Here is a 14,199-nt window from a genome sequence, read left to right on the forward strand (position 1 = left end):
TGTCCCGGGACCTCTGACGGGGAAGGTGGCCCGTCTCAGAGAGGTCCCCCGGTGTGTCGCCGGAAATCATTCCTAGTCAGGGAAAGTCATGTCCAAGAAGACGTATGTGCGGACCAAGCCGCATCTCAATATCGGCACCATGGGTCATGTCGATCACGGGAAGACCACATTGACCGCCGCCATTACCAAGGTGCTCGCCGAGCGCGGTGGCGGCAGCTTCGTGCCGTTCGAGCGGATCGACCGGGCGCCGGAGGAGGCGCTGCGCGGGATAACCATCAATATCGCGCACGTCGAATACGAAACCGCCACAAGGCATTACGCGCATATCGATATGCCGGGGCACGCCGACTTCGTGAAGAATATGATCACCGGCGCGTCCCAGCTCGACGGGGCCATTCTGGTGGTCTCGGCGCAGGATGGCGTGATGCCGCAGACGGCCGAGCATGTGCTGCTCGCGCGTCAGGTCGGGGTGCAGCACATCGTGGTGGCGCTGAACAAGGCCGATGCGGGTGATCCGGAACTGCTCGACCTGATCGAGTTGGAGGTGCGTGAGCTGCTCAGCGCCCAGGGGTATCCGGGGGACGAGCTGCCGGTCGTGCGGGTCTCGGGGCTGCGTGCGCTGGAAGGGGATTCGCGGTGGACCGCCGCGCTGCTCGACCTGCTGGACGCCGTGGACACCCACGTGCCGACACCGGTCCGGTACACCGACGCGCCGTTCCTGCTGCCGGTGGAGAACGTCCTGACCATTACCGGTCGGGGCACGGTCATCACCGGTGCGGTGGAGCGTGGTCGGATCCGGCTCGGCGATCGGGTGCAGCTGTTCGGCGGCGAGGACCTGGCCTGCGTTGTCACCGGCGTCGAAACCTTCGGCCGGACAATGGAGTTCGCGGAGGCGGGCGACAATGTCGCATTGCTGCTGCGCGGCGTGCAGCGCGGTCAGGTGCGTCGCGGTCAGGTCGCGGCGGCGCCGGACAGCATTGCGGTACACAGCCGGTTCACGGCGCGGGTATACCTGCTCGGTACGGCGGAGGGTGGTCGGCGCACCCCGATCAGCACCGGCTACCGTCCGCAGTTCTACGTGCGCACCGGTGATGTCGTCGGCAATGTCACGTTGCCCGACGACATCGCGGTCGCCCGCCCCGGCGAAACCATCGACCTGACAGTCGAATTGGGCCGCCCGGTTCCGCTGGAGCCGGACCTCGGGTTCGCGATCCGCGAAGGCGGTCGGACAGTCGGCGCAGGCACCGTCCTGACCGTCGGCTAGCCCAAGGTGGGGCGCTGGGTAACCGCCCGGCGCCCCACTCGCTGGTGTCGCGCGCCGCCTTTTGGTCACTTCCCGTCGATGGGATCAGCTGGCTCTCCGCGTCATTAGGCTGTCCGGCGTGAGCGTGTACAACGAACGGCTCCAACACCTGGGCCAGCGGGCGGCGCAACTCATCGACCATGCCGAGGATCTCGACGAATCAACACGTGACCTGGTTTACCTCGCCGTCCTGGCTGCGGACTTCGACTACCAGGTGAAGAACGGTGGCTTCGGCCAGCTGATCTACAACTGGGGACGTGAGCGATTGGAGCAATGCGACGGCATGCTGCGCGCGGTGGGTGCGCCGGTCGCACTGTCCTTTTATGTACGCGCGGTAACCCGCTGTGCCGAGGACTTGGTGGACTACAACCAATTCATGGCCGACTTCACCACGCCAACCAAGATCGGCCAAGACCTGACACTACTCAGCGTCGAGTATCTCCGTAGCGACACCAGCTTCGACGACGAGATCGCCGAATTCCTCGACGATGCGGATTCCCGACTCTAGCCCCCTCGGTTCGCCCACCCGCACACGCCGCCAGGCACCACGTTCAGACTCCGCAGCCACTGCCGCATAGGCAGTGTGCATTTCGCAATAGGTATATCGTCTGCGAGGTCATAACTGCGTGTGCGGCAACTCCATTCGCTTGCCTGCCAAGCGCATCACGCTGGCCGCGACTGGGGGGCAGGTGCTCTCCATGGTGCTGTGATGACAAGTGCTCACGAGGCCGGTTGTGTTGACGTCGCGACGAATCCGCTGAGGATCGCTACCCATCGCCGTGTGGCCGGCTTCGTTCCCGTCGGCGGCAGACCATGATGCCGAATCCCGCTGCCGCAGAGGCAGTGTGTATTTCGCAGAGGCTATGCCGTCTGCGAGGTCACCAATGCTTGTGCGGAAGTCCAATTCGTTTGGCTATCAGTGCGTCGCTGGGGTTGCTCAGGTGCGGGCCGTGGTGAATGCCCAGCGAGTGGGTGGGCGTAGGGCGGGTCGTGGCATCGAGCGGTGGGTTGGGGCGGGCGGAGATCGGATTACTGTGCCTGGAGTTTCGCGATGCGGGCGCCGACGAGGAGGGCGGTTACCGCGACGACGCCGACCACTGTGATCAATCGGTTGATATCGATTGCGGGCTGCCAGTGCACCTTGCCGTCTTTGATGACATAGGCGCCGACCGGTTTGGCGCCCATTCCGAAGCCGCCGCCGGATCCTTCCTGGCCTTCTTCATTGGTGCCGACTCCGCCGCCACTGCCACCGATGATCGCGGCTGCTGCGATCACGGTTGTGCCGTCGCGTTCGACAGGGTCGGCGAATACTCGCTTCGCCGTCATCGAATCTTTCGCGGTAGCGAGGACGTCGGTGACGTTCATGGCATTGCCTCCGTGATGCTGTCGATCCCAATGGCCGATCTGTCGGTCCGCACTCCAGTGTCGACCGGTGTCACTGGATGAGTGGAGGGCCGATGGACCCGGGGTGATGGGTAGAACGGCACGCAAGGTGTCCTTGCCTGGTCGCACCGACTCGTAGTACTGTCCAGACACGTGTCCATCACATGTGTGGACAGCTATCCCAGGAGGATTTCCAATGACCCTGGTCAAGCCGGTGCGGGTGTCCGGAGGCGATCACGAGCATGGGCATCTCGATGAATTTCGGGTCGATCCGCTGGCACTGATGCGGCGGGTGCGGGCGGAATGCGGGGATGTCGGGGCATTCGATCTCGCGGGAAAGCATGTGATCCTGCTGTCCGGTGCGGAGGCCAATGAATTCTTCTTCCGGTCCGGGGACGAGGATCTCGATCAGGCGGCGGCCTACCCGTTCATGAAGCCGATCTTCGGTGCGGGCGTGGTGTTCGACGCGAGTCCGGAGCGGCGCAAGGAGATGCTGCACAACCAGGCGCTGCGGGCCGAACAGATGCGCGGACATGCGGCCACCATCGGGCACGAGGTCGAGCGGATGCTGGCGGTCTGGGGTGACGAGGGCGAGATCGACCTGCTCGACTTCTTCGCCGAGCTGACCATCTACACTTCCTCGGCCTGCTTGATCGGCAAGCGTTTTCGCGATGAACTCGACGAGCGCTTCGCGCACCTCTACCACGATCTGGAGCGCGGCACCGACGCACTGGCCTATGTGGACCCGTACGCGCCGATCGAAAGCTTCCGCCGCCGCGACGAGGCCCGCCACGAACTGGTCGAACTGGTGCAGGGCATCATGGACGGCCGCGCCGCGAATCCGCCCGCGAACAAGGAAGATCGGGACATGCTCGACATCCTGATCTCGATCAAGGACGAGCAGGGCCGGCCGCGGTTCAGCGCCAGTGAGATCACCGGGATGTTCATCTCGATGATGTTCGCAGGCCATCACACCACCTCCGGTACCGCGGCCTGGTCGGTGATCGAATTGCTCAGGCATCCCGAGGAATTGCGCCGCGTCGTCGACGAACTAGATGAGCTCTACGCCGACGGTTCCGATATCAGTTTCGGTGCGCTGCGCCGGATTCCGAATCTGGAGGCGGTGGTCAAGGAGACGCTGCGACTGCATCCGCCGCTGATCATTCTGATGCGGGTGGCCCAGGGCGAATTCGAGGTGTGCGGACATCGCATCGAGCCGGGCGATCTCGTCGCGGCGACTCCGGCCATCTCCAACCGGATCCCGGAGGACTTCCCGAACCCGGACCACTTCGATCCCGAGCGCTATATCGACCCGAATCAGGAAGATATCGTCAACCGCTGGACCTGGATTCCGTTCGGCGCCGGGCGGCATCGATGTGTCGGAGCGGCATTCGCGCTCATGCAGCTCAAGGCCATATTCTCGATACTGCTGCGGGACTGGGAATTCGAGATGGCCCAACCATCCGACAGCTACCGCAATGATCACAGCAAGATGGTCGTGCAGCTGCAGCAGCCGTGCGCGGTCCGCTATCGCAGGCGGCGAAAGGTCTAGAAGAACCATCAGTTACGCGAGCGTGAGCGGAAAAATTCTGCGCCCCTTGGTGTTCCGGATGCACTTGTAGGGTGAAGACATGATCACGCTCAAAAAGGAAGATGGCGCCGCGGATCTCAACGGCATCACCAAACTGACGGTCGGGGTGAGCTGGGACCCGTCGGGGGGCACCAGCGGCGGCGCGCTCGGGATGCTGCGCCGCAAGCGCGGTGTGGATCTGGATCTGATCGCCATTCTCATGCAGGGCTCGGAGCCGGTGCGTTTCGCAGGTCTCGACTCCCTCGACCCGCTGGGGAACGGCTCGGTCCAGCACACCGGCGACGAACAGACCGGCGCCGCCTCCGGCGACGACGAATCGGTGCACGTCACCTTCGCGAATGTGCCCGAGGCCATCGACGCGATCATTTTCGTGGCCGCGGCATTCAAAAAGGGCAGCTCTTTCGAGAAGGCCAACAACATCAGTTTCAAGGTCTACGACGCGACCGGCGGCAGCGCCCAGCAGGTGGCCGATATCTGGCCGTCGCTACTGGGCACGGATAATGCCAATGCGGTGGCCAAGGCGTTCCGCAACGGTGGGAGCTGGCAGCTCGAGGTGCTCAATCGCAAGGGCAAGATCAAGCAGGGCGATAAGCAGGCCCTGTTGCACTTCGCCATGGCCTAGGCACGCGGCGCGGGCCGGAGCTCGGGCGAGCTCCGGCCGCTAGTGCCAGAGTTCGATCTAGAGAACGGATTCGACCGCGGTCACGATGGCCGCCTCATCGGGCGCGGTCCGCGGCCGGAACCGGCCGACCACCGCACCGTCACGATCGATCAGGAACTTCTCGAAGTTCCACTGGATATCGCCGGCCGTGCCCTCGGCATCCGCGGTTTCCACCAGTGCGGCGTAGAGCGGGTGGCGCTCATCGCCATTGACATCGGTCTTTTCCAGCAGCGGAAAATCCACGCCATAGGTGGCCGAACAGAACTCCGCGATCTCCTCCGCGGTACCCGGCTCCTGGCCCATGAACTGGTTACACGGGACCCCGACCACGCTGAAGCCGCGGTCGCCATAGGTCTTGTGCAGTTCGACCAGTTCGGTGTACTGCGGCGTCAGCCCACATTTGGAGGCCACATTGACCAGCAGTACGGCCTTGTCGCCGACCAGTTCGCCCAGCGTGGCCGGGTCGCCGGAGAGGGTACGTAGTGGAATGTTGCGGATATTCATTCGTATCGGACCTGCCAGTTCTTGATTCCGTTGATCCACCCCGAACGCAACCGTACCGGATCGGCGACCTGGCTGATCTTGGGCATCGCATCGGCAATGGCATTGAACATCAGGTCGATCTCCAGCCGCGCCAGATTCGCCCCGACGCAGTAATGCGCACCGGTACCACCGAATCCGACATGCGGATTCGGGTCGCGCAATACATCGAAGGTGAAGGGATCTTCGAAGGCGTCCTCATCGAAGTTGGCCGAGCTGTAGAAGATGCCCAGCCGCTGCCCCTTCTTGATCTGTTGCCCGCCGAGTTCGGTGTCCTCGGTCGCCGTGCGCTGGAAGGCATTGACCGGGGTGGCCCAGCGGACGATCTCATCGGGTGCGGTGCGCGGGCGCTGTTCCCGATACAGCTCCCACTGCTCCGGATGGTCCACGAAGGCCTTCATGCCGTGGGTGATGGCGTTGCGAGTGGTCTCGTTGCCCGCGATGGCCAGCAGGATGACGAAGAATCCGAACTCATCCGAGCCGAGCGCCTCGCCGTCGACATCGGCGTGCACCAACTGACTGACGATGTCATCGACTGGGCAGGCGCGGCGCTGTTCGGCCATATTCCAGGCGTAGCCGAGGATTTCGGCGAAGGCGGTATTGGCGTCGCCGTATTCCGGATCGTCGTAGTTCAGTGTCTGATTGGACCATTCGAACAGCTTGTGCCGGTCGTCATTCGGCACGCCGAGCAGTTCCGCGATGGCCTGCAGCGGCAGTTCGCAGGCCACCTGCTCGACGAAGTCGCCGCCGCCGGTGCGCTTGGCCTCGTGCACGATTCGCGCCGCGCGGTCGGTCAGCGCGGCGCGCAGGCCCTCCACCGCACGCGGTGTGAATCCCTTGGAGACGATCCGGCGGATCTTGGCGTGTTTGGGCGCATCCATATTGACCAGCAGGGCGCCGGTGAGTTCGATCTGTTCCGGCGTGACATCGTCGGGCAGTCGGATGATGGCGCCCTTCTGGGCGGAGGAGTAGAGCTCCGGACTGCGCGAAATCTCCTTCACATCTTCGTGCTTGCTGACCACCCAGTACCCGCCATCGCGGAAGCCACCCGAGGTTTCATCCGGCTGCGCGCACCACCACACCGGCGCGGTGCGGCGCAGGGTCGCGAATTCCTCGACCGGCATGCGGTTTTGCCACAGCGCGGGATCGGTGAAATCGAATCCTGCCGGGAAAGCGGGCGCTGCCATGGCTACCTCCTGGATGAAAATTGTTTCAGCGCAGCCTGAGTCGGCGCATGAGTCGTAGGGTCGTCAGCGTTGTCTTCAGCTGCTTTTCGTAGGGGAGTCCGGCACGCGCCGCCATCACCTGGCGCTTCTGCACGCCGATATTCACGGTGTCGGTGTACTTGAGCAGGCCCTGATCCCCGTGCCTGGTGCCGACGCCGGACTGCTTCACGCCACCCGACGGTGTGGATTTGGCGGCGTAGGTGGTCACGAAGCCGTCGTTGATATTGATATTCCCGGCCTCGAGCTGGGCGCCGACTCGGTTGGCGCGGGCCAGGTCCCGGCCCCAGACGCTGGCATTCAAGCCGTAGGCGGTGTCATTGGCGAGCCGGATCGCCTCCTGCTCGTCGGTGAACCGGTAGACGCTCACCACCGGGCCGAACGTCTCCATGGTCGCGTGTTTCATTTCGGCGGTGACATCGGTGAGCACCGTCGGTTCGTAGAACGCCGGGCCGATATCCGGTCGTGCCTTGCCGCCGGTCAGTACGTTCGCGCCCTTTGTACGCGCGTCCTCGACGTGTGCCGCGACCCGCTCCAGATGCTGCACCGATACCAGCGAACCGAATTCCGGTGTGTAGTCGTAGGCCGCGCCGATCTTTGCGTTCAATTCGTCTGCCGCCGTGACCAATCGGCGCACGAATTCGTCATAGAGCCGGTCCTGCACATAGATCCGTTCGATATGCATGCAGGCCTGGCCGGAATTCGCGAAGACCGCGAATGCCGCACCGGGGATGACCTCGTCGAGATTCGCATCGTCCAGGACGATCATCGGGTTCTTGCCGCCGAGTTCGAGGCTGCAGCCGATCAGATTGCGGCCCGCGCCCTCGCCGACTATCCGGCCGGTCGCGGTCGAGCCGGTGAACATGACGAAGTCGGCATTGTCGATCAAGGACGGACCCACGTCCGGGCCTTCCCCGCACACGACCTGGAACAGCCCCTTCGGCAGCCCCGCCCGATACAGCAGTTCCACCCCGAACAGCGCGCAGAGCGCGGTCTTGTTATCGGGCTTGAGCACGACGCCATTGCCCGCCATCAGCGCGGGCATCGAATCCGACAGCGCGATGGCGAACGGGAAGTTCCACGGCGCGATGACCGCGACGACGCCCTTGGGGCGGTGCTCCTCGGTCGAGGTGGTGATCAGCGGCACCGGACCACCGCGCCGCTTGGGCTTCAGTACCCGGCGCGCGGTCTTGAGGTAGTGGCTGATGACCATCGGGACGTCACAGGACTCCTCGAAGGCCATTCGGCGGGTCTTACCGCAGCCGATCTGGATCAGATCCGCGATGGTTTCGTGCTCGGCGAGGATCAGATCGTGTGCTCGTTCGAATACCTGCAAGCGGCGCTGTAGTGGCCAGCTGGCCCATTCCTTCTGCGCCGCGCGTGCGGTCGCATAGGCGGCGGCGACGTCCTCGGGTGTCGACTGCGGGAGCGCGCCGACCACGGCCCCGGTGTAGACCTCGATCATCGAATACGGGTCGGCGGTGCCGGCGGCCGCGACCATCCCGATCAGCCGGCCGATCAGCTCCTCGGTGATCCGGGCGGGCAGTGCCGGTGCGGCATCCTTCTTGGCTTCGGTAGTGCTCATGCCTGCGCCTCGCTGACGCTCGGCTCCGGCATGCGCACGGCGCGCTGGCACATGATTCGTTCACTTCGTTCACTCATCGGGACCTTCTTCGCGACGACGGCGTATATCCTCGAATTAGAACACGTTCTCATTGTGGCTGCCAGGGTCTTCGCGGGTATGACCTGTATGAATACGGACCGGAACATGCTCAATCCGCCCGATGGTCCGGTGTTCGGCCCGCCGCGAACTCCTCGGCCCAGCGGTAGTCGGGCTTACCGCTCGGGGCGCGCGTGATCATCTCCGCGACCCAGATCTGCCTCGGCACCTTGTAGCCAGCGAGATACGCGCGCACATGGCGCTCCAGCGCGGCGAAATCCACCGGTTGCGAGCCCACGACCGAGACGACCGCCGCGACCTGCTGACCCCAGCGCTCATGCGGTACCCCGATCACCACCGCGTCGTAGATGGCCTCGTGGGCCTTCACCACGCTCTCGACCTCTTCGACGTAGACCTTCTCGCCGCCGGTATTGACGACCATATTGCCGCGGCCGATCAGGGTCACCGAGCCGTCGGCCTCGACCCTGGCGCGATCGTCGGTCACCACGATCCGCGCGCCGTCGACCGTTTTGAACAGCCGCTCGGTCTTGTCCGGATCCTTGTAGTAGCCGATCGGCACCGCACCGGTCTTGGCGAGCCAGCCTTCGGTACCCGGTGCGACCGGATGTCCGGTGTCATCGACGACGATCGCGCCTCGGCCGCTCTGTACCCGGGGACCGCGTCCGGGATCGTCGTCCTTCTGCGCGAAACCGATACCGCCGAAACCGGTTTCGGAGGAGCCGATGGCATCGGAGACCACCGACGACGGAAACAGTTCCAGCAGTGTGTTCTTCACCGGCTGTGACAGCAGCGCGGCGCCGGAGGCGATGGCGACCAGGGAGCTGGCGTCCACCGGTGCGGTGCGGTAGGCGTCGATCAGTGGGCGCGCCATGGCATCTCCGGTGATCACCATGATCTGCGGGCGGCGTTGTTCGACCACTCGCCACACCCGGTGCGCATCGAATTTCGGCTCGAAGATCACGGCATTGCCGGACCAGAGGGCGGTGAAGGTCGGCATCATCGCGGCGGCGTGGATGAGCGGCGGGAGGATGAACCAGGTGCCGGGTTCGCCCTGTGCGCCGACGCGGGACTGCTGGTATTCATCGGAAACCGGAACGCCAGTGTAGAAGTCGATGCCGCCGCCGAGGACGCGCCATATATCCTCCTGCCGCCACATGACGCCCTTCGGGCGACCGGTGGTGCCGCCGGTGTACATGATGAACAGGTCGTCCGGACTGCGGGCGACGGTGCGGCGGGTGGGCGAGCCCGAGAGCAGTGCCTGCTCGAAGGACGCGGACAGCGCTGCCGGAGTAATAGCGTCGGTGTGGATGGGGGCGGGTGGTTCGTCGTCGACGATCAGGACGTGGATCGCCGACGGCACATCGGCGAGTGCCTCCAGCGCCGCGTCGGCGTAGGTCTCATGGCACACCAGCACTTCGAGATCTGCGTTGTCGTATAGGTAGCGCAGCTCATCGACGCCGTAGCGGTAGTTGATATTGATCGGAACGGCTCGCACCTTGAAACAGGCGATAAGCGTGGTCATGGTCTCGATGCCGTTGTGCATCTGGAAACCCACATGGGTGCCGGGACCGACACCGATCGAGCCGAGATGGTCGGCCAGTCGATTCGCGCGTGCGTCGAGTTCGGCATAGGTGAGTGCGAAATCGCCCTCGATCAGGGCGGTGCGCTCCGGCATCGCGTCGACCGCATGCTCGAACAGGTCGGCGAAATTGTTGGACATGGCGATTCACTCTCAGCGAATGACGGTGAGCGGCAGTGGAATGCCGCGATCGGTGAAGGTGAAGGCGGCGCCGGTGCTGATCCGGGTGATGGCCACCTCGGTTGCCTCCTTGAACGGCGTTGCGGCGAGCGCTATTTCGGCGATCCAGTGGTCCGCGCCGGTGGTGGTCGAGCGCACGTGGAACCGCGGATTCACCCCGCGCACCATGGCCTCCAGGGGTGCGAGGTGATCGGGATCGAGCATCGATGGCCAGGTGCGATCGGTGCAGGCGTCGCTGTTGCGCGGTACCCGCAGTCGTACGGTCTCGTCGGTGCTCGCTATGTCGATGCCGGTGTAGGACAGCGGGTTCCATGCGGGATGCAGCCGCAGGGCCTCGGCCAGTGCGGCCGGATCGTCACCGAGTCCCAGTGCGGTGCGAATTCGCTCGGAGGTGAGTCCGGCGATACCGGTGAACTGTTTGCGGCCGATATCGGTTGCGGCATCGGCGGCCCTGGCGCGCACGGCGGTCATGAATCCGATGGTGAGCAGATGGTGCTGTAGGCAGATCTCGTCGGCCATTCGCACCAGCGCCGATGTGGAGAAGTCGGCAAAGCGCAGATCGCTGAGCAGCGGACCCGCGTAATCGCTTGCGCCCGGATCGTCCCTATTGATCGGGGACAGCTCCAGCAGTGCGGCCCGGGAGTTCGCCACCACCTCGGCGTGTGGCGGGGTCGGTGGCGGGATATGGGCCGGGTCGATGATGACCGTCCACGCGCACACCGGTTTTCGGTCGGCGGGGTGGCGCGGCGGCCGGTGGATCGGCCGGACCTGGGCATGCGGATTGGTGGCGAGTGCGGTCGCATCGAAGGTCGGATCCTCGATGTCGTGGCACATCGACACCACGAAGTCCTCGCCGAGCGGCTCCACATCCGCCAGCGCGCCGCAGTGATCGAGCCAGAACTCGCCGTGATCGCGATCGTCGACGCGGAAGCGGAAGTCCATGAATTGCGGCGGTGCGCCGATATCGAGTTGCAGGCCCTTGAAGATCGTCGGCACGTCATCGCCGTCGAATCCGAGCGCGGTGCGCATCCGGCGGGTGTAGACCGGACTGGCGAGCTGCCACTCCTCGATGGCGACCGCCGTCATGCCCTCGCGGCCGAATGCCGCAATGGAGTGCGCCATTCCGGACCGGTCGATCAGATGCCCGCACAGCAGCAGTTCGGGCACCAGCTTGGCCAGCTGCGCCCGCGACAGTCGCTCGAAGCTCGACATCACCACAGTGGAACCGGTGCTTCGCCGATCCGATACCAGCCCGCCAGCGGCTTCCCGGAGACCGAACGCTGGATGCGTTTTTGCATGCCGGGTGTCAGTGCGTTGTTCTGGATCATCTCCACGAACAGCTGCGAGACATTGCCGAAGTCGAAAAAATCGCGCTGCCATGACCATTGGTAGTTGCCGCCGTAGCGGAACCAGCTGCCGCCGATGCCCTCGGGACTGTAGTTGCGGCCGTCCGAGCGCTTGTTATCGCTGACCTGCTTCCAGAAGCCGATGACATCGCCGCTGCGCTCATCGATGACGAACTGCTGATACGGATACGACCAGCCCTCCAGCCCCTCCATCTCCTGACCGAGTGCGAGTTCCCGGATCTCCGCCCGGCCGACCGCCATGAATTCCTGGGTCGGACCGTAATTCCAGCCATAGGTGGCGTCCTCGGTGTACATCTCGGCGAGCGGCTTCCAATCGCCCTTTTCCTCGCAGCGCTGGTTCTCCAGGATCCAGCGCCGGACCATCTCATCGAGTTCGGCGCGGTCGAAATCTGGCATTACCGTGTTCCTTTCGCCGGTTCGTCCTCGCGGATCGACAGCGCTTGGGTGGGGCAGTAGCGCACGGCGCGCTCGATATCCGCGCGTGCGTCTGGACCCGGTGTCGGGTCGAGGATTTCGACCTTGCCGCGCTTGGGCACGGTGAAGGTCGACGGCGCTTCGTCCTGGCACACGGCGTGGCCCTGGCACAGATCCAGATCGACGACGATCCTCATGGTCGGCTCCTGTCCTGATCATTCGAATCCGGTAGTGGCCGCAGCGGTGCCTCGGGCTGGACCTCGATCAGCACCAGATGCGCACCGCGCGGGGCCGAGACGACGGCGATCACCGCGGCGGCCAGGTCGGAGGCGCGCAGCATGTACGGGTGGCGGGCGAAGCCCCAGGTCTTCCAGGCCTCCAGCATGGGGCCGACCACCTCGGGGGTGGAATTCATGCCCATACCGGTCAGCGTCGGACCCGGCCGCACCAGCGAGGCGCGAACGCCGGTGCCCTCCAGCTCCATTCGCATCTGCTGGACCATGGCTTCCAGCCCGGCCTTGGCCGCACTGTAGGCGCCGGTCCGCGGGCGCGGCTCCTCGGCGCAGTCGGAGCTGATCAGGACGAAATCACCACGCTGCCTTCGGACCATGTCGGGTAGCACGCGGTGCACCAGCCGTTGCGCGCCCACCAGATGCACCTGCACCTGCTGCAGGAACCGCTCCGGTTCCATTTCGTGTACCGGTGAGAATTCGATATCGCCCGCGCCGGAGACCAGGATCTCGATCGGCCCAATGGCAGTTTCGGCCGCGCTCACGAAAGCGTCGATGGATGCCGCGTCGGTGACATCGAGCTGGTGGGCAAAGGCCTCGCCGCCATTGGCGCGAATCTTGGCGGCCAGTGCCTCGCACTGATCCACCCGGCGCGCGCCCAGTGCGACCGGGTGCCCGAGTTCGGCGAGCGCTTCCGCCGTGGCGGCGCCGATCCCGGAGGAGGCTCCGGCCACGATCGCCGGTCGGCGCGGGGGATTGGGTTCGAAGCGTGGCATTTACCCGGCCTCCACGACGATGGGGAGTTTGGCGAAACCGCGGACATTGGTCGAATGCACCCGCACGATGCCCGAATGCTCGACCTCGTAGGACCGCACCCGCGAGACGAATTCGCGCAGTGCGACACCGGCCTCCAGCCGGGCCAGATGCGCACCGAGACAAAAGTGCACGCCCGCACCGAAACTGGCCAGTCCACCCTTATCGGCACGTCCGATGCGGTAGCTGTCGCCGTCGGCGAATACCTCCGGATCCCGATTGGCCGAACCGATCAGCAGGAGCACTTTCGCGCCGGTCGGGATGGTGTGGCCGTACTGGTCGATATCCACCGCGGCGCAGCGCGCGACGATCTGGCTGGACGTGTCGTAACGCAGTGTCTCTTCGACCCAGTCGGTGACCAGCTCGGGTTCCGCGACGACCTTGGCGTATTCACTCGGATGCCGCGCGCTCCAATACAGCGCGTTGCCGAGGAGTTTGGTGGTGGTCTCATTGCCGGCCACCACCATCAGGAACATGAAGCCGATGATCTCCTCATCGGTCAGTGTGTCGCCGTCGATCTCGGCATCCAGCAGCGCCGAGGTGAGATCCGCTGTGCGGGAGCGCCTGCGCTCGGCGACCATCTCGGCGTAGTAGGTGATGAGGGTGATCGATGCCTGCGCGGCGGCCATCGGGACATCGAGGACGCCGTCCTCGCGATGCACCACCAGATCGGCCAGCCTGCGGATCTCCGCGCGGTCGGCCGCAGGCACGCCCAGGAGTTCGGAGATGACATCCATCGGGAGTTTGCCGGCGACCTCATCGATCCAGTCGAACGATCCGGTCGCGACGGCCGGTTCGAGATAGGACCGCGTCAGCTCCCTGATCCGGTCTTCCATCTCGGCCACCCGCTTGGGGGTGAAGCCCTTGTAGACGAGTCGGCGCATGCGCAGATGCCGCGGATCGTCCATGGCCAGGAACGACATCACCCGGTGCGCGTGCGGTCCCCAGGCCGCCGGATCCAGCGAGACACCGTTGGCGCTGGAGAGTCGGACATTGTCGCGGAAGCCCGCGGTCACATCCGCGTGCCGGGACAGCGCCCAGAAATCCAGGTCGGCGTTGTAGTAGAGCGGCGCCTCGGTGCGCAGCCGTGCGTAGGTGGGGTACGGGTCCTCGTGGAACGCGTAGTCGTAGGGGTCGAAGGTCAGCGGCTCCAGTGAGGCGGCCGTCATCGCGTCGACCCGGAATTCGAGAACCGGTTCTCATCGATGACCGGTACCGCGTCCTCGATGGGAGA

General features: G+C 64.8%; 14 protein-coding genes. 4 read left to right on the forward strand and 10 right to left on the reverse strand.

Going from position 1 to position 14,199, the window contains the following annotated elements; genetic code table 11:
* The first annotated feature begins 88 nt into the window (after positions 1 to 88).
* Both tuf and ACQP2D_RS07795 read left to right on the forward strand, forming a co-directional pair.
* Positions 89 to 1,264: an elongation factor Tu gene (gene tuf / locus ACQP2D_RS07790; protein WP_433683032.1), complete on the forward strand. Its 1,176-nt coding sequence runs from the start codon at positions 89 to 91 to the stop codon at positions 1,262 to 1,264.
* Positions 1,265 to 1,382: 118 nt separating this feature from the next.
* A complete protein-coding gene (locus ACQP2D_RS07795; RefSeq protein WP_433683033.1) occupies positions 1,383 to 1,811 on the forward strand; it encodes a DMP19 family protein in 429 nt (142 codons plus the stop codon).
* Positions 1,812 to 2,332: 521 nt separating this feature from the next.
* On the opposite strand, the gene ACQP2D_RS07800 is transcribed toward ACQP2D_RS07795, so the two are convergent.
* Complete coding sequence (locus ACQP2D_RS07800) at positions 2,333 to 2,668, reverse strand: sporulation protein (RefSeq protein WP_433683034.1); 336 nt, start codon at positions 2,666 to 2,668, stop codon at positions 2,333 to 2,335.
* A gap of 214 nt (positions 2,669 to 2,882) precedes the next feature.
* Between ACQP2D_RS07800 and ACQP2D_RS07805 the strand changes: the two genes are divergently transcribed.
* Complete coding sequence (locus tag ACQP2D_RS07805) at positions 2,883 to 4,238, forward strand: cytochrome P450 (RefSeq protein WP_433683035.1); 1,356 nt, start codon at positions 2,883 to 2,885, stop codon at positions 4,236 to 4,238.
* A gap of 79 nt (positions 4,239 to 4,317) precedes the next feature.
* On the forward strand, positions 4,318 to 4,899 hold the full coding sequence (locus tag ACQP2D_RS07810) for a TerD family protein (protein ID WP_433683036.1): 582 nt from the start codon (positions 4,318 to 4,320) through the stop codon (positions 4,897 to 4,899).
* A 57-nt stretch (positions 4,900 to 4,956) separates the two neighbouring features.
* Here the strand turns inward: ACQP2D_RS07810 and ACQP2D_RS07815 are convergent, their stop codons facing one another.
* The 9 genes from ACQP2D_RS07815 to ACQP2D_RS07855 all read right to left on the reverse strand — a co-directional run bounded on the left by ACQP2D_RS07815 (position 4,957) and on the right by ACQP2D_RS07855 (position 14,134).
* Positions 4,957 to 5,442, reverse strand: coding sequence for a glutathione peroxidase (locus tag ACQP2D_RS07815; protein ID WP_433683037.1), 486 nt, complete (start codon positions 5,440 to 5,442; stop codon positions 4,957 to 4,959).
* Positions 5,439 to 6,665, reverse strand: a complete 1,227-nt coding sequence (locus tag ACQP2D_RS07820) for a cytochrome P450 (RefSeq protein ID WP_433683038.1) — start codon at positions 6,663 to 6,665, stop codon at positions 5,439 to 5,441. Before ACQP2D_RS07820 ends, ACQP2D_RS07815 begins: the two co-directional genes overlap by 4 nt.
* Positions 6,666 to 6,690: 25 nt before the next feature.
* Entirely contained in the window at positions 6,691 to 8,286 is a 1,596-nt protein-coding gene (locus ACQP2D_RS07825) for a succinic semialdehyde dehydrogenase (RefSeq protein WP_433683039.1), read from the reverse strand.
* A 187-nt stretch (positions 8,287 to 8,473) separates the two neighbouring features.
* A complete protein-coding gene (locus tag ACQP2D_RS07830; RefSeq protein WP_433683040.1) occupies positions 8,474 to 10,102 on the reverse strand; it encodes an acyl-CoA synthetase in 1,629 nt (542 codons plus the stop codon).
* Between the two features lie 12 nt (positions 10,103 to 10,114).
* A complete protein-coding gene (locus ACQP2D_RS07835) occupies positions 10,115 to 11,353 on the reverse strand; it encodes a hypothetical protein (protein ID WP_433683041.1) in 1,239 nt (412 codons plus the stop codon).
* Entirely contained in the window at positions 11,353 to 11,904 is a 552-nt protein-coding gene (locus tag ACQP2D_RS07840) for a nuclear transport factor 2 family protein (RefSeq protein WP_433683042.1), read from the reverse strand. Before ACQP2D_RS07840 ends, ACQP2D_RS07835 begins: the two co-directional genes overlap by 1 nt.
* Entirely contained in the window at positions 11,904 to 12,119 is a 216-nt protein-coding gene (locus tag ACQP2D_RS07845) for a ferredoxin (RefSeq protein ID WP_433683043.1), read from the reverse strand. Before ACQP2D_RS07845 ends, ACQP2D_RS07840 begins: the two co-directional genes overlap by 1 nt.
* Positions 12,116 to 12,928 (reverse strand): SDR family oxidoreductase, encoded by an 813-nt coding sequence (locus ACQP2D_RS07850; protein ID WP_433683044.1) that lies wholly within the window; start codon positions 12,926 to 12,928, stop codon positions 12,116 to 12,118. Before ACQP2D_RS07850 ends, ACQP2D_RS07845 begins: the two co-directional genes overlap by 4 nt.
* Entirely contained in the window at positions 12,929 to 14,134 is a 1,206-nt protein-coding gene (locus ACQP2D_RS07855) for a cytochrome P450 (RefSeq protein WP_433683045.1), read from the reverse strand.
* Positions 14,135 to 14,199: the final 65 nt, after the last annotated feature.

Source organism: Nocardia sp. CA-119907 (genome assembly GCF_050955995.1).
Classification (GTDB): Bacteria; Actinomycetota; Actinomycetes; order Mycobacteriales; family Mycobacteriaceae; genus Nocardia.

Bases quoted from the DNA above. Each gene is read 5' to 3' on its own strand.
- ACQP2D_RS07830 (WP_433683040.1), bottom strand. From the start codon at position 10,102: ATGTCCAACAATTTCGCCGACCTGTTCGAGCATGCGGTCGACGCGATG.
- ACQP2D_RS07840 (WP_433683042.1), bottom strand. From the start codon at position 11,904: ATGCCAGATTTCGACCGCGCCGAACTCGATGAGATGGTCCGGCGCTGG.
- ACQP2D_RS07820 (WP_433683038.1), bottom strand. From the start codon at position 6,665: ATGGCAGCGCCCGCTTTCCCGGCAGGATTCGATTTCACCGATCCCGCG.
- ACQP2D_RS07800 (WP_433683034.1), bottom strand. From the start codon at position 2,668: ATGAACGTCACCGACGTCCTCGCTACCGCGAAAGATTCGATGACGGCG.
- ACQP2D_RS07850 (WP_433683044.1), bottom strand. From the start codon at position 12,928: ATGCCACGCTTCGAACCCAATCCCCCGCGCCGACCGGCGATCGTGGCC.
- ACQP2D_RS07855 (WP_433683045.1), bottom strand. From the start codon at position 14,134: ATGACGGCCGCCTCACTGGAGCCGCTGACCTTCGACCCCTACGACTAC.
- ACQP2D_RS07810 (WP_433683036.1), top strand. From the start codon at position 4,318: ATGATCACGCTCAAAAAGGAAGATGGCGCCGCGGATCTCAACGGCATC.
- ACQP2D_RS07825 (WP_433683039.1), bottom strand. From the start codon at position 8,286: ATGAGCACTACCGAAGCCAAGAAGGATGCCGCACCGGCACTGCCCGCC.
- ACQP2D_RS07835 (WP_433683041.1), bottom strand. From the start codon at position 11,353: ATGTCGAGCTTCGAGCGACTGTCGCGGGCGCAGCTGGCCAAGCTGGTG.
- tuf (WP_433683032.1), top strand. From the start codon at position 89: ATGTCCAAGAAGACGTATGTGCGGACCAAGCCGCATCTCAATATCGGC.
- ACQP2D_RS07845 (WP_433683043.1), bottom strand. From the start codon at position 12,119: ATGAGGATCGTCGTCGATCTGGATCTGTGCCAGGGCCACGCCGTGTGC.
- ACQP2D_RS07815 (WP_433683037.1), bottom strand. From the start codon at position 5,442: ATGAATATCCGCAACATTCCACTACGTACCCTCTCCGGCGACCCGGCC.
- ACQP2D_RS07805 (WP_433683035.1), top strand. From the start codon at position 2,883: ATGACCCTGGTCAAGCCGGTGCGGGTGTCCGGAGGCGATCACGAGCAT.